Origin of the sequence: Tumebacillus lacus (assembly GCF_026410385.1) — a bacterium.
Taxonomy (GTDB): Bacteria; Bacillota; Bacilli; order Tumebacillales; family Tumebacillaceae; genus Tumebacillus; species Tumebacillus lacus.
The window spans coordinates 489,103-503,047 of sequence record NZ_JAPMLT010000002.1 but is presented as its reverse complement, the minus strand read 5'-3'; the positions used below and the strand labels follow the sequence as shown (position 1 = coordinate 503,047).

At 61.2% G+C, this 13,945-nt stretch carries 11 protein-coding genes; 9 read left to right on the top strand and 2 right to left on the bottom strand.

Going from position 1 to position 13,945, the window contains the following annotated elements:
- Positions 1 to 74: 74 nt before the first annotated feature.
- Together OS242_RS06700 and OS242_RS06695 are read right to left on the bottom strand one after the other, a co-directional pair.
- A complete protein-coding gene (locus tag OS242_RS06700) occupies positions 75 to 1,619 on the bottom strand; it encodes a M4 family metallopeptidase (RefSeq protein ID WP_267150883.1) in 1,545 nt (514 codons plus the stop codon).
- A gap of 153 nt (positions 1,620 to 1,772) precedes the next feature.
- The gene (locus OS242_RS06695; RefSeq protein WP_267150882.1) at positions 1,773 to 3,317 is read right to left on the bottom strand and encodes a M4 family metallopeptidase; all 1,545 of its coding nucleotides are present in this window, start codon (positions 3,315 to 3,317) and stop codon (positions 1,773 to 1,775) included.
- 456 nt (positions 3,318 to 3,773) lie between these two features.
- Here OS242_RS06695 and OS242_RS06690 point away from each other — a divergent pair, with 456 nt between their 5' ends.
- The 9 genes from OS242_RS06690 to kamE all read left to right on the top strand — a co-directional run bounded on the left by OS242_RS06690 (position 3,774) and on the right by kamE (position 13,748).
- On the top strand, positions 3,774 to 3,998 hold the full coding sequence (locus OS242_RS06690; RefSeq protein WP_407702091.1) for a small, acid-soluble spore protein, alpha/beta type: 225 nt from the start codon (positions 3,774 to 3,776) through the stop codon (positions 3,996 to 3,998).
- 101 nt (positions 3,999 to 4,099) lie between these two features.
- Positions 4,100 to 4,558 carry a GNAT family N-acetyltransferase gene (locus tag OS242_RS06685; RefSeq protein WP_267150880.1) on the top strand — a complete coding sequence of 153 codons (459 nt, stop codon included), beginning with the start codon at positions 4,100 to 4,102 and terminating at the stop codon, positions 4,556 to 4,558.
- A gap of 125 nt (positions 4,559 to 4,683) precedes the next feature.
- Positions 4,684 to 6,153 (top strand): sigma-54 interaction domain-containing protein, encoded by a 1,470-nt coding sequence (locus OS242_RS06680; protein WP_267150879.1) that lies wholly within the window; start codon positions 4,684 to 4,686, stop codon positions 6,151 to 6,153.
- Between the two features lie 137 nt (positions 6,154 to 6,290).
- Entirely contained in the window at positions 6,291 to 7,331 is a 1,041-nt protein-coding gene (kdd, locus tag OS242_RS06675; protein ID WP_267150878.1) for an L-erythro-3,5-diaminohexanoate dehydrogenase, read from the top strand.
- Positions 7,332 to 7,355: 24 nt separating this feature from the next.
- Positions 7,356 to 8,702 carry a lysine 2,3-aminomutase gene (kamA, locus tag OS242_RS06670; RefSeq protein WP_267150877.1) on the top strand — a complete coding sequence of 449 codons (1,347 nt, stop codon included), beginning with the start codon at positions 7,356 to 7,358 and terminating at the stop codon, positions 8,700 to 8,702.
- Entirely contained in the window at positions 8,699 to 9,769 is a 1,071-nt protein-coding gene (gene kamB, locus OS242_RS06665) for a lysine 5,6-aminomutase reactivase subunit KamB (protein ID WP_267150876.1), read from the top strand. Before kamA ends, kamB begins: the two co-directional genes overlap by 4 nt.
- Positions 9,770 to 9,773: 4 nt before the next feature.
- Positions 9,774 to 11,414, top strand: coding sequence for a lysine 5,6-aminomutase reactivase ATPase KamC (kamC, locus tag OS242_RS06660; protein ID WP_267150875.1), 1,641 nt, complete (start codon positions 9,774 to 9,776; stop codon positions 11,412 to 11,414).
- 4 nt (positions 11,415 to 11,418) lie between these two features.
- Positions 11,419 to 12,990: a lysine 5,6-aminomutase subunit alpha gene (gene kamD / locus OS242_RS06655; protein WP_267150874.1), complete on the top strand. Its 1,572-nt coding sequence runs from the start codon at positions 11,419 to 11,421 to the stop codon at positions 12,988 to 12,990.
- Positions 12,987 to 13,748 (top strand): lysine 5,6-aminomutase subunit beta, encoded by a 762-nt coding sequence (gene kamE, locus OS242_RS06650; RefSeq protein ID WP_267150873.1) that lies wholly within the window; start codon positions 12,987 to 12,989, stop codon positions 13,746 to 13,748. Before kamD ends, kamE begins: the two co-directional genes overlap by 4 nt.
- Positions 13,749 to 13,945: the final 197 nt, after the last annotated feature.

Here is a 13,945-nt window from a genome sequence, read left to right as displayed (position 1 = left end):
TTTTCTGTCAATAATTTTTTCAGGATCACATAAAAAGGCCCCGCGGTTATGCGAGGCTCTTTCAGGCGATTGTGTTAAATGCCGACTGCGGTCCAAGCGTTTTGCAGAGCGGTGTAGTAGGAGGAGTTGCTGCCGTACAGAGCCGCGCATGCTTGCAGGGTGGCAGAGCGCGCGCCGGAGAAGTTGGTGGAGGAGGTCATGTACGAGGTCAGCGCACGGTACCAGACCTTGCCTGCCACGTCGCGGGAGCCGATGGCGGTCGCGAAGTTGTAGAACGCTTTGTTCGGGATGCCGGAGTTGGTGTGCACGCCGCCGTTGTCGGACGAGGTGTTTACGTACTCGCTCATGTGGTCCGGATCGCCGTATGCGTTCGGATCGGACATGGAGCGCAGCGCGTCGCCCGCGGTGTTCGGCGTGTAGACGTCTTCGCCGATCAGCCAGTCATTGGAGTCGATGACCGATGCCATCGCATCCGACCAAGACTCGTTGAGCGCGCCGGACTGATAGGAGTAGACGAGGTCGGCCGAGTAGTCGGTGACAGCGTGGGTCAGTTCGTGCGCCACGACGTCGAGCGCGCCGGAGAGCGGGCGGAAGGTGGTGCCGTCGCCGTCGCCGTAGGTCATTTGCGTGCCGTTCCAGAACGCGTTGTTGTAGTTGGTGGAGTAGTGAACGCCGGAGATGATCGTGCGGCCCAATCCGTCGTACGAGTTGCGGCCGAGGGTGTTGTAGTAGTAGTCGTACACTTTGCCCGCGTAGTAGTGAGCATCGACGCCCGCGCGTTGGGAGGTGGTGTTCCAGACGTTGTCCGAGTCGGACATCAGGGTCTGGGTGCCGGTGCCGTTGCGGAAGTCGTTCGTTTTGATCGTGGAGCCTTTTTGGGTGTACATGTATTTGGTTTGGTCTTCGAGGTAGTACAGACCGTTGCGCAGGGTGGTGTTGATCGACTTGGTGTCGCCGAGGACGCCGGTGCCGGTGCCGACCACATGCTCGATTTTGTTGATCGCGTCGAGGATGTCGCCGCTGACCGCGTCCACGAAGATCTGCCAGTTGCCCGCTTCGTCCGCGCCGAGGTAGCGGACGCCGATTTTGTACGCCAGTTTCGCTTGACCGTCTTGCGGGAAGTAGAGCAGTTCCGACTGAGCGGCTTCCGACAGCTCGCCGGTGAAGCCGGTGTGAGCCACCGCTTTTGCGATTGCGTCTTGGGATGCGAGCGACGCTTTGTCGGTGTTGGCGGTCAGGGCTTTGAAGTCGGCGGTGACGCCTTGCAGCTCGCCGTTCGCTTCGTGGACGATCGCTTCGGAGCCGAATACTTTCAGGCCGTTGATCGTTTGGTCGAGCTTGGTGTGGGTGATGCCCTGGTCGTCGGTCGACGATTTTTTCACTTTGAAGTTGCCGGCCGCTTTGGCATAGCCAAACTCGCCTTTGACGCTGTCCAGCGCGTTCATCGCGCGCTCTTCAGCCGTTTTGCCGCTCAGTTTGCCGAGCTTGCCGACGACGTTGTGGACGTTGCCTTGCTCGTCTTTCAGGACTTGTTTGTCGTTTGCTGCGCCTGCGTTGAACGCAAACGCGGACGCTGCGAGCGAAGAAAGCACGAGCGTCGCGACTAATTTCTTGTTCATGATGGAGCCTCCCAGTGTCTTTGTTTATTTTTGTAATATCAATTTGCAACATAAGGATATAACACGTATTTCCATCCGTCAATATGGAATTAAAATAAAGAAAAAGAAAAAACCCGTTGCAAAAGCAACGGGTTTTGAGCGGTTCGTTGTGGATTAGTTGACGCCGACAGCGCTCCAAGCGTTTTGCAGAGCGGTGTAGTAGGAGGAGCCGGAACCGTACAGAGCGGTGGTCGCTTGCAGGGTTGCGGAACGAGCGCCGGAGAAGTTGGTCGAGGAGGTCATGTAGGTCGAGATCGCCTTGTACCAGATCTTGCCGGCTACGTCGCGGGAACCGATAGCGGTCGCGAAGTTGTAGAACGCTTTGTTCGGGATGCCGGAGTTGGTGTGCACGCCGCCGTTGTCAGACGAGGTGTTCACGTATTGGTTCATGTGAGCCGGTTGGCCGTACAGAGCCGGGTTGGACATGGAGCGCAGGGCGTCGCCGGCGGTGCCCGGGGTGTAGACGTCTTCACCGATCAGCCAGTCGCCGGAATCCATGACGGATGCCATTGCGTCAGACCAGGACTCGTTCAGTGCGCCGGACTGGTAGGAGTAGGTCAGGTTGGCGGTGCGCTCGGTGACTGCGTGAGTCAGTTCGTGCGCGACCACGTCGTAGGAGCCGGACAGTGCGCGGAATTGTACGCCGTCGCCGTCGCCGTAGGTCATTTGCGAGCCGTTCCAGAACGCGTTGTTGTAGTTGGTGGAGTAGTGAACGCCGGAGATGATCTTCGCGCCGTTGCCGTCGAAGGAGTTGCGGTTCAGGGTGTTCTTGTAGTAGTCGTATACTTTGCCCGCGTAGTAGTGAGCGTCAACACCGGCGCGTTGGGTGGTGGTGTTCCACACGTTGTCGGTGTCGGTCATGTAGTACTGGGACGAAGTGCCGTTGTTGAAGTTGTAGGTGTCGATGGTCGAACCTTTTTGGGTGTACATGTACTTGGTTTGGTCTTCCAGGTAGTAGGTGCTGTTTTTGTAGGTGGTGTTGATCGACTTGGTGTCGCCTGCGACGCCGGTGCCGGTGCCGACTACGTACTCGATGGCGTTGATCGTTTCGAGGACGGTGCCGTCGGTCGCGTCTACGAAGACCGACCAGTTGCCCGGCTCTTCTGCGAGGTAGCGGATGATGACTTTGTACGCCAGTTTCGCTTCGCCGTCTGCTGCTACGTAGAACAGTTCGGACTTGGCTGCTTCGGACAGTTCGCCGGTGAAGCCGGTCGCTGCAACGGCTGCTGCAACTGCATCAGCGGTGGAGAGGGACGCTTTGTCGGTGTTTGCCTTCAGAGCTTTGAACTCGCCGGTGACGCCTTGCAGTTCGCCTTTTGCTTCGTGGACGATCATCTCGCCGCCGGCAACCGGAATGCCGTTGATGGTTTGGTCGAGGCGGGTGTGGGTGATGCCCACTTCGTCAACTTCCGATTTCTTTACTTTGAAGTTGCCTTTTGCTTGAGCAAAGCCGAACTCGCCTTTGACGCTGTCGAGCGCGTTGAATGCGCGTTCTTCAGCGGTAGCGCCTTTGACTTTGCCGAGCTTGCCGACAACGTTGTGGGTTTTGCCTTGTTCGTCTTTGAGGATCTGCTTGTCGTTTGCAGCACCTGCGTTAAACGCGAATGCGGAAGCGACGAGCGAGGAGAGTACGAGCGTAGTCACGAGCTTTTTGTTCATTTGGAATGACCTCCTGTAAGTTATCTCTTTTTTCAGACTGTTTGTCTGTAGCCACATATTACAATGGGAATTGATCGTATGTCAACAAATTTTAATTGAGATATATTTGCTATTAATAACCATTGTTTCGATGGGAATTTTAAGATTTTGTAAAAGCTTGTCGAGGCGTGGAGTTGGCCATGCTGGGGAAGCAAGGAGATTACATCTAATAGACGAAATCCTGGCCAGGACGCGGTCACATGCTGTTCGGGGGCTTTCTTCCTCTTTCGTGTCGAAAAAAATCATCTTTTTTTGCGTGTGTGAGGGATTTTTCATGCCCGGTTCTCTTTTCGCCCGATCTTGGCAAGAATAGAGCCGTATCGACAGGTGTTTTCGACAAAGACAGAGTCATTTTTTACACGGAACCAAATGTGTAGTTTTTAGGCTTTGAACTTTTATTGACACAGGAGATAAAAAATGCGGGATAAACGAACGCGATGGGATATAAGTGATGAAGAGGTCCGGCACATGGTCGAGCGGATGAAAGGGGAGTTGGCCCAAGAGCTGGGGATGTCGATCCCGCCGGACGGATACTGGGGTCATTACAAGTCGAAGGACCTGGGAAAGATCGGTTCACAACTTCAAAAACGGGTACCCTTGCTGTTAGAACGGCAGGGAAAGGGAGTTAAAAAAGACGAGTAGAACGCAGGAGGGAAGGAACTTTCTTTACATTTCAAAAGGGTTTTTGCGGGCGAGAAACGAATTTAACGGTATCAGGATCGATTCGAGGAGGGACTGCATACATGCTGCATGCTGTTCAGAAGAGACGCGATGCGTATCTGCCTTTGTTGCTGCTCGCCGACCCGTCGGAGGAAGCGGTGCGACGCTATCTGGAGGTCGGGGAACTGTACGCCTGGCTGTCAGAGGAGGACGAGACGATCGGTGTGATGCATGTGCTGGCAGAGGAAGAAGCGACACCTGTCGTCGAGTTGAAAAATGTCTCGGTCCGAGAGCGTTACCAAGGGCAAGGGCATGGCAAGCAGATGGTGGAGGCGGTGCTGACGATGCTGCGGCAGCGAGGCGTGCGCGAAGTGAAGGTGGCGACAGGCAACTCCAGCATCGGCAATCTGGCGTTTTATCAAAAGCTTGGATTTCGAATGACCGGGATCGAGCACGATTATTTTTTGCGGGAATACAGCGAGCCGATCACGGAAAACGGCATTCCGTGCCGGGATCGGATTCATTTTGCACGCACCCTGTGAGAGCAGGGTGTTTTTTTGTGCCCGGATGCCGAAAAGCGGGCGCCGAGTGTGCCGAATATTCGGCATGGACGGCAGGGGGCACCGCATAGAGATAGGGGGAGAGGGAAGAAAGGGGGCGGAACGGGATGGAGCGGGAGACGGCGGAGACGGTGGAGATGCTCAAAGCGATTCTGGCGAGCATCGAGGAAGGCATCCATGCGGTGGATCGGCAGGGGATGACGATCTATTACAACGATGCGGCGGCGAAGTTTGACGGGCTGGACCCGGCTGAGGTGATCGGTCGGCATGTGCTGGAGGTGTTTCCGTCGCTGGACGGCTCTTCTTCGACGCTGCTACGCGTGCTGGAGTCCGGGCAGCCGGTGCCGCCGACGTCGCAGGTGTATACGAACATCCGCGGCTCGAAGGTGCACACGGTGAACACGACGCTGCCGATCCTGTCCGGCGGGCGGCTGATCGGGGCGTTGGAGGTGGCAAAAGATCTGACGCAACTGCAAGTGCTCAATGAAAAGCTGGTTGATCTGCAGGCGCAACTGGCGCGTCGGGAAGGCAAAGCGGGGCGCGGGACGAGCCCGCCGATGGAGGCAAAATGGACGTTTGCCGGCATTTTGACGCAGGATCGTGAGATGCTGCAGGTGAAGGAGCTGGCGGCGAGAGCGGCGACGACGTCTTCGCCGGTGCTGGTGTATGGCGATACGGGGACGGGCAAGGAGCTGTTTGTGCAGGCGATTCACAATGCGTCGCCGCGCAGCCGACGGCCGTTTATCGCGCAAAACTGTGCGGCGTTGCCGGCGACGCTGCTCGAAGGGCTGCTGTTCGGGACGGTGAAGGGGTCGTTTACCGGGGCGGAGAACCGGCCCGGGCTGTTTGAACTGGCGGACGGCGGGACGCTGTTTTTGGATGAGATCAACTCGATGCCATTGGAGTTGCAGGCGAAACTGCTGCGCGTGTTGCAGGAGGGGCTGGTGCGGCGGGTGGGCGATGCGAAGGTGACGGAGATCGATGTGCGCATCCTCGCGGCGACCAATCAAAATCCGCTGACGGCGGTGCAGGAGGGGCTGATCCGGGCAGACCTGTACTACCGACTCAATGTGGTGTCGCTGCACTTGCCGTCGCTGGCGGAGCGGCGGGACGATGTGGAACTGCTGACGGATCATTTTTTGCACAAGTTCAACCGGGCGTTCGGCAAGCGGGTGAAGGGGGTGTCGCCCGCTGTGCGGGAGCGGTTTCTCGCCTATGAATGGCCGGGAAATGTGCGGGAGTTGGAGCACGCGATCGAAGGGGCGATGAACATCGTGGAAGGCGATGTGATCGAGACGGAGCATCTGCCGTGGTCGCTGCGGCAGGGCGGCGGGGCAGGCACGGGCACAGGCTTTGGAGCGGGGTTGCCGAGGGGAAGGGGAACCGGGGCGGGGCTGGTGGTGCCGGACGGGCCGGTGCGGCCGTTGCGCGAGGTGATGGGCGAGGTCGAGCAGGAGTTGATCGAACGGGCGCTGGTGCAGACGGAAGGCAATGTGCAGCAGGCGGCCAAGCTGCTGCAGGTGCCCCGGCAGACGTTGCAGTACCGACTGTCGCGGGCGGGCAAGCGGGGGGAGTGAGCAGAGCATGCAGAGTCCGCGGGCATGGACGAGGCGCGAGAAATTATTTTCTCGGGCCTTTTTTATTTTTGGCACGGAACTTGCATATGTTTAGGAGGCAGAAGTGACTTTGGTGGACAGAGGAGGCGTGGACGAGGATGAAGCAGGGCCATCGCTACGGGCTGCACCGCGTGCTGGAACCGCAAGGCGCGATGCCGCAGCCCGCCTGGCGGATCGACAATACGATGGATGTGTATGCCAATGAGATTTTGATCGACGTGGAGACGTTGAATATCGACTCGGCCTCGTTTGCGCAGATCCGCGAGGCGGAGGCGGGCGACCCGGCACGGATCGGAGCGCACATGCAGCGGATCGTGGCGGAGCGCGGCAAGCACCACAACCCGGTGACCGGCTCCGGCGGCATGCTGATCGGCCGGGTGCGCACCGTCGGAGCGGACCTCGCCGGGCGGATCGATCTGCGTCCGGGCGACCGGATCGCCACGCTGGTGTCGCTGTCGCTGACACCGCTTACCATCGATGAGATCCTCTCCCTCGATGTCAAGACGGGGCAGGCGGATATCAAAGGGCAAGCGATTCTCTTCGAGTCGGGGCTGTATGCCAAGCTGCCGGACGATCTGCCCGACCGGATGGCGCTGGCGGTGCTCGATGTGTGCGGCGCACCGGCGCAGACGGAAAAGTTGGTGCGGCCGGGCGACACGGTGGTGATCCTCGGAGCCGGGGGCAAGAGCGGGTCGCTGGTGCTGGCTCAGGCGCGGCGTTCGGCAGGTCCGGCGGGCAAGATCTTCGCCGTCGAGTATGGCGAAGCGGCCTGCGACGCGCTGCGGGAGCTCGGCTGGGCTGACGAGGTGCTGACTCTCGACTGCACGCGGCCGGTCGACGTGCTGACGGCGGTGGAGCGGGCGACGGGCGGCCGGATGGCCGACGTGACGATCAACTGTGTGAATCTGCCCGGCACGGAGATGTCGTCGATCCTCGCGACGCGGGAGGAAGGCACGGTGTATTTCTTCTCGATGGCGACGTCGTTCACGGCGGCCGCGCTCGGGGCGGAAGGCGTCGGCAAGGATGTGACGATGATCGTCGGCAACGGCTATACGCGCGGGCATGCGATGCTTGCGTTGCAACTGGTGCGCGAGGAGCCGAAGTTGCGGGAGATGTTTGCGAGTAAATACGGGGCTTGAACAGATAAAAGGGGGAATTGAACAATGGGCATGGCTGAAAAGGATCTGGATCGCAATCCGCTGCATTTCTACGGCAAGCAAAAGCGTCATTTCCGCGACATTCCGCTGTGGAAAGACGTCACCGATGAGCAGTGGAACGACTGGATGTGGCAGTTGACGCACACGATCAACGACGCAGAATCGCTGGGGCAGGTGATCCATCTGACCGAGTCGGAGAAAAAGGGCATCGAGAACATCAAGGTGTCGATCCCGCTGCGGATCACGCCGTACTACGCGATGATGATGGACCCGGACGATCCGACCTGTCCGATCCGCCTGCAGGCCGCGCCGAAGTCTGACGAGATGCAGCGCACGCCGTGGGACATGGAAGACCCGCTGCACGAAGATGAGGACGCGCCGGCACCGGGCCTCACGCACCGCTACCCGGACCGGGTGCTGTTTCTGATCACCAACCAATGCTCGATGTACTGCCGCCACTGCACCCGCCGCCGCTTCTCCGGACAGGTCGGCAACTCGGTGCCAAAGCCCCAGCTCGACGCGGCCATCGACTACATCCGCCGCACGCCGCAGGTGCGCGACGTGCTGCTGTCCGGCGGGGACGGACTGCTCGTCAACGACAAGACGCTGGAGTATATCATCTCGAACCTGCGCAAGATCCCGCACGTGGAGATCATTCGCATCGGCACGCGCGCGCCCGTCGTGTTCCCGCAGCGGATCACCGACAATCTCGTGCAGATGCTGAGCAAGTATCATCCGGTGTGGATCAATACTCATTTCAACCATGCCGATGAGCTGACTCCGGAGGCGATGGCCGCTTGTCACAAGATCGTCGATGCGGGGATTCCGCTCGGAAACCAGACGGTGTTGATGCGCGGCGTGAACGACTGCGTGCATGTGATGAAAGATCTGCTCCATCAGCTCGTGCTGAATCGGGTGCGTCCGTACTATATCTATCAGTGTGACTTGTCCGAAGGCATCCAGCATTTCCGTACGACGGTGTCCAAAGGCGTGGAGATCATGGAGCAACTGCGCGGCCACACCTCGGGCTATGCGGTGCCGACGTTTGTCGTCGATGCGCCCGGAGGCGGCGGGAAGGTGCCGGTGATGCCGCAGTATCTGATCTCGCAAGGGCACGGCAAGGTGATCCTGCGCAACTTTGAAGGCGTGATCTCGGTGTATCACGAGCCGACCTATGAGGACAAAGGGTGTCCGCCCACCTGCACGCACGATCACGGCACCGACCACGAGATCGGGCTGGCGCGGCTGTTGAACGACAAGCAGCTCTCGTTGGAGCCGAAGACGCTGGTGCGCCGCCGTCCCAAGGAGCAAGAGGCGGCTGCCGACCTGCCGACGGTGAACGGCGAGGAATGAGCGGCGGGCTCTACCAAGCGATTCGGGCGAGCGGTGCGCGACGCGTGGCGTTTGTCGGCATCGCCAAGCACGCGGGCAAGACGACGGCGATGAACGCGATGATCGAGCGGGCGGCGGAGGACGGCGTGCCGCTCGGGATCGTGTCGATCGGCGTGGACGGGGAGCGCAGCGATGCGATCCTCGGCGTGCCCAAACCGGAAGTGCGTGTACCGGCCGGGGCATGGGTGGCGTCGGCGGGCGATGTGCTGACGGCGGGCAGCAGCGGGCTGACGATCCGGGAGTCGACGAGGATCTCCTCGACGCTCGGCGACGTCTATCTGGCGGAGGTGCGGCAGGCGGGCACGGTGCTGTTGGCGGGCATTCGCACGGCGGCGCAGGTGGAGCAGGTGCTCGCCCGGATGGAGCGGCTGGGGGCGGAGCTGTGCCTCGTGGACGGCGCGTTTGACCGGATGATGGCCGCCGCTCCGGGGTTGACGGACGGCGTCGTGCTCTCGACGGGGGCGGTGGTCGGCGACACGGTGGCGGAGACGGTGCGCAGGAGCGAGGCTTTTTTGCAACGGTTCTTGTTGCCGACGGCGAGCGAGGCGGAGGCGGAACTGCTCGATGCGGCGTTGCAGGCAAAAGCGACGGTGGTCGGGGTGCTCGCCCCTTCGGACGCGAACGCGGTGGGGGCGGAGCGATATCTCCCCGTGCCTTTGCGCCAGACCCCGTTCGGTGCTCACCCGCAGCTCGACCCGGACTGGCCGGGGAGCGACGCGGTCCGGGCGCTGGCGGTGACGGGGGCTTTGACAGACCGATTGCTGGAAATGCTGACGGGATTGCCGCGCGGGTTTTCGGTGGTGATCCCGGACAGCACCCACTTTTTTGTGACGGCTCCAGTCTGGCGCAAGTTTTGGCGGCGGGGGCATCGGATCGCGGTGCGGCGGGCGGTGCGGGTGTTTGGACTGACGGTCAATCCGCACTCGGTCGCGGGCTATGATCTGCCTCGCCGTGACTTGTTGCAGGCGGTGCGGGAGATGGCGGACGGAATCCCCGTGTACGACGTGAAAGGACAGGAGGAGGTGTGAGCGGATGAAGACGACACCCGAATTTTTACCGAGGGCGACCGCGCAGGAGTTGGGATGGGCGCAGGTGTGGGCGCAGTGCCGCCCGGTATCGGTGGCGGGTCAAGCGTTTCGGCGCGACGTGCTCGGGCGGCCGTACCGACCCGGCGACGAAGCGGCGTGGCGGGAAGCGGTCGAGGATCTGCGCGCGGTGCGGGCGGCTGCGGAGGCGGACGGCACGCTGGCGGAGCGGCTCTGTCAGGCGTTGGCGGAGGTGCCGGATATCGAGGCGATGCTCAGGCTGTTGCAACAGGGGGCGGCGTTGCGGCAGGTAGATTTTTTTGAGTTAAAAAAAATGCTCTGGCACGGGCGCGAGATCGAGCGGGCTCTCGGAGCGGGCGGGCTGTCGTTTTCTTGGTGGCGGACGCTCGACTGGGAGCGTCTGCTGCGCCTGCTCAACCCGGAGGAGGAGCTGGTGCCCGCGTTTGCGCTGAGCGAGGCGGCAGACGGGGAACTGGCCCGGCTGCGCGGGGAACTGTCTCGGATCGAAGGACGGATCGCCGCTCGGAAAAAGGAGCAGCACGACAGCCTGCGGACTCGGTACGGCCGAGCACCGGGTCGCGACGGGCTGTATGTGTGGGAGCGCGGAGAGGCGGCCCGCGAGGTTGCAGCGGAGGATGCGGAGTTGGAACTGGTGCTGAAAAACCGCTACGAGACGGTGTTTCGCGTCGTCGATCAGGCGGACGTGACGGCGATGCGGGCGCGGCGGAAGGACCTGCTGACGGAGATCGAAGAGCGGGAAGTCGCGGTGCTGGCGGAGATGGCGGTCTGCCTGGTACAAGAGGTCCCCGATCTGCACGAAGCCCGCACCGCACTGGCACGGCTGGACTGGACGCTGGCCAAGGTGGAGCTGGCCCGCGCATGGGGCGGTTCCCTGCCGGAGTGGGTGACCGATCAGCCGTGGCGCGTCGCAGGCAGCTGGCATCCGGCGGCGCGGGAGGCTGTCGAGGCGCGGGGCGGCGTGTACACGACGCTCGATTTGGAGTTGCAACCGGGCGTCGGGCTGATCACCGGGCCGAACATGGGCGGCAAGACGGTGGCGTTGAAGACGTTCGGGCTGTTGCAAGCGTTGGCTCAGTACGCGATGCCCGTGCCGGCGACCGTCTTTCATTTTCAGCCGGTGGAGCGGATCGGGATGTCTGCGGGAGACGGACAGTCGCTGGAGGGCGGGCTGTCGTCGTTTGGAGCGGAGATGAGCAGACTGGTCGCCCTGCTGACGGAGCGGGGGCGGGCGCTGCTCCTGCTTGACGAGGTGGCGCGCACGACCAATCCGCAGGAGGGCGAAGCGCTCGCCGTCGCGCTGGCGTCGTGGCTGTGCGAGACGGAACATACGGCGTGGATCGCCTCTCATTTCCCGCAGGTGACGCGGGTGCCGGGGGTGCAGCAGTATCGCGTGGCGGGGCTGCGCGGTGAGATGTTGGAGCGGTGGGAAGGCGAGGGCGGCGGGGCTGGCGACGTGCTGGCCCGGCTGCAGGCGGCGTTTGACTACCGGGTGATCCCGAGCGACAGGCAAGAGGTGCAGCGGCAAGCGGTGCGGTTGGCGAGGTGTTTGGGTCTGCCGGAGGACTTGGTGGAGCGGGCCGAACGGGTGTTGAGAGAAAGGGAGTGAGCCGATGAGCAAGTTGTATCTCGATCCAAAGCAGGTGAGTCGGGCCCGCCGGGCGGCCTCCGGCATCGCCGACAGCCTGCAATCGTTTATTTTGGAGCGGACGACGGTGGCGGTGGAGCGCACGGTGTTGCGCCTCTATGGACTGGATGGTGTCGACGCAGACTTTGTTCCATTGCCGAACGTGGTCGTGGACCAGATCAAAGAAGGCGGGCAGCTCGCCCGGGGAGCGGCGCGCTATGTGATCAATGCGGCGATCCAGCGCGGGCTGACCGTGCAGGAGATCGGCGAGCAGGTGGCCGACGGCACGCTGGATCTGCTGGAGATCCCGATGGCTGACGAAGCCACGATTCGGGAAAAGGGGACGGAGTTGGCGAATGCGAGCCTCGAACGCATCCGGGCGAATCGCCGCAAGCGCGAGGAGTATCTGCAGACGCTCGGCGAAGGGCCGCAGCCGTATCTTTACGTCATCGTCGCCACCGGCAATATCTATGAAGACGTCGTGCAGGCCAAGGCGGCGGCACGGCAAGGGGCGGACATCATCGCCGTGATTCGTTCGACGGGGCAGTCGCTGATCGACTACGTGCCGTACGGGGCGACGACGGAGGGATTTGGCGGGACGTATGCGACGCAGGAGAACTTTCGGATCATGCGCGAGGCGCTCGATGAGGTCGGCGAGGAGATCGGACGGTACATCCGGCTGTGCAATTATTGCTCCGGGCTGTGCATGCCGGAGATCGCGGCGATGGGCGCGTTGGAGCGGCTCGATGTGATGCTAAATGATGCACTGTACGGTATCCTTTTTCGCGACATCAACATGCAGCGAACGCTGGTCGACCAGAACTTCTCGCGGATGATCAATTCGTTCGCCGGGGTGATCATCAACACCGGCGAAGACAACTACCTGACGACGGCCGACGCGGTGGAGCAAGCGCCGGCGGTGTTGGCATCGCAATTTATCAATGAAAGCCTGGCTCTGCGCTCCGGGCTGCCGGAGGAGCAGATGGGACTCGGACATGCGTTTGAGATGAGCCCGGATCTGGAGGATGGATTTTTGCTGGAGTTGGCGCAGGCGCAGATGGCGCGGGAGTTGTTTCCGAAAGCGCCTTTGAAATACATGCCGCCGACCAAGCACATGACGGGCAATATCTTCAAAGGTCATGTGCAGGATACGCTGTTCAACGTGGTCGGGGCGATGACGCATCAAGGCATTCAACTGCTCGGCATGATGACGGAGGCGATTCACACGCCGCTGATCCATGACCGGCAGATCGCCATCGAAGGGGCGAAATATGTCTTTCACAACATGCGCCGTCTCGGCGACGAGATCGAATACAAGCGGGACGGCCGGATCGTCAAGCGAGCTCATCAGGTGCTCGGCGAAGCGACGGCGATCTTGGAAGAAGTCGAGGGGATCGGCATGCTGGAAGCGATCTCGCGGGGGATGTTCGCCGATGTGTTGCGGACGATGACGGGCGGCAAAGGGCTGCACGGTGTGGTGAAGCGGGCGGACGACTATTTCAACCCGTTCGAGACACTGCTGCGCGTGGAATTGGGATTGGAGGCGATCACGCGATGACGTCGCAGTGGAAACACCGGGACCTGACGCAGGTGCGCCCGTACGGCGACACGTTTGACGACGGGGTGATCCAACTGTCGTTCTCCCTGCCGATCCCGCCTGGGGAAGAGGCTGCCGAAGCCGCCCGCCAACTGGTCGTGAAAATGGGTCTGCACGAGCCGTCGGTGGTGCATCAGCAGGACCTCGGCGAGGACTTTACGTTTGTCGTGCTCTATGCGAAGACGCGGGAGTCGGTCGACGTGACCCGGATCAAAGTGGCGAAAGTGGAGTCGGCGCGGATGTCGTTCTACGAGATCAACGCATTTATCGAAGAGCGCATCGGCCGCAAGATCACGATTCTCGGCGCGTGCACCGGCACCGACGCCCACACGGTCGGCATCGACGCGATCATGAACATGAAAGGCTACAACGGCGAGTATGGGTTGGAGCGATACCCGATGATCGACGCATACAACCTCGGGTCGCAAGTGGAAAATGAGGAGTTGGTCGCCAAAGCGATCGAACTGAAAGCGGACGCGATCCTCGTCTCCCAAGTTGTCACCCAAAAAGACGTCCACCTACCAAATCTCGCAGAGCTCGTCGAACTGCTGGAAGCGGAAGGGCTTCGGGAACGGCTCGTCCTCGTCTGCGGCGGCCCTCGCATCGGGCACGAACTCGCGCTGGAACTGGGGTATGACGCGGGCTTCGGGCCGGGGACGCTGGCACCGGATGTCGCGTCTTATGTGGTGCAGGAGATGGTGAAGCGGGGGCTTGGGTGAAACGACAAGGAAAACAGGCATCTCCGGGAATGGGGAGATGCCTGTTTTTTATTCGGTATAGAGCCTTGCTTCTTGCAATTTCTCAAGCAATCGCTTTCTGGCCGGGCTTTGTGCAGGTTCATAGGCTCCTTTCGCCTTCACGAATTCAAGCAGTTCATGCGATGGAGCCGTGGCACGCAATGTGCTCTGTTTTCGAT

Coding starts and splice junctions, on each gene's coding strand:
- kamB (WP_267150876.1), top strand. CDS start 8,699: ATGAGCGGCGGGCTCTACCAAGCGATTCGGGCGAGCGGTGCGCGACGC.
- OS242_RS06690 (WP_407702091.1), top strand. CDS start 3,774: ATGCGGGATAAACGAACGCGATGGGATATAAGTGATGAAGAGGTCCGG.
- kamC (WP_267150875.1), top strand. CDS start 9,774: ATGAAGACGACACCCGAATTTTTACCGAGGGCGACCGCGCAGGAGTTG.
- OS242_RS06700 (WP_267150883.1), bottom strand. CDS start 1,619: ATGAACAAGAAATTAGTCGCGACGCTCGTGCTTTCTTCGCTCGCAGCG.
- kamD (WP_267150874.1), top strand. CDS start 11,419: ATGAGCAAGTTGTATCTCGATCCAAAGCAGGTGAGTCGGGCCCGCCGG.
- kdd (WP_267150878.1), top strand. CDS start 6,291: ATGAAGCAGGGCCATCGCTACGGGCTGCACCGCGTGCTGGAACCGCAA.
- OS242_RS06680 (WP_267150879.1), top strand. CDS start 4,684: ATGGAGCGGGAGACGGCGGAGACGGTGGAGATGCTCAAAGCGATTCTG.
- OS242_RS06695 (WP_267150882.1), bottom strand. CDS start 3,317: ATGAACAAAAAGCTCGTGACTACGCTCGTACTCTCCTCGCTCGTCGCT.
- OS242_RS06685 (WP_267150880.1), top strand. CDS start 4,100: ATGCTGCATGCTGTTCAGAAGAGACGCGATGCGTATCTGCCTTTGTTG.
- kamE (WP_267150873.1), top strand. CDS start 12,987: ATGACGTCGCAGTGGAAACACCGGGACCTGACGCAGGTGCGCCCGTAC.
- kamA (WP_267150877.1), top strand. CDS start 7,356: ATGGGCATGGCTGAAAAGGATCTGGATCGCAATCCGCTGCATTTCTAC.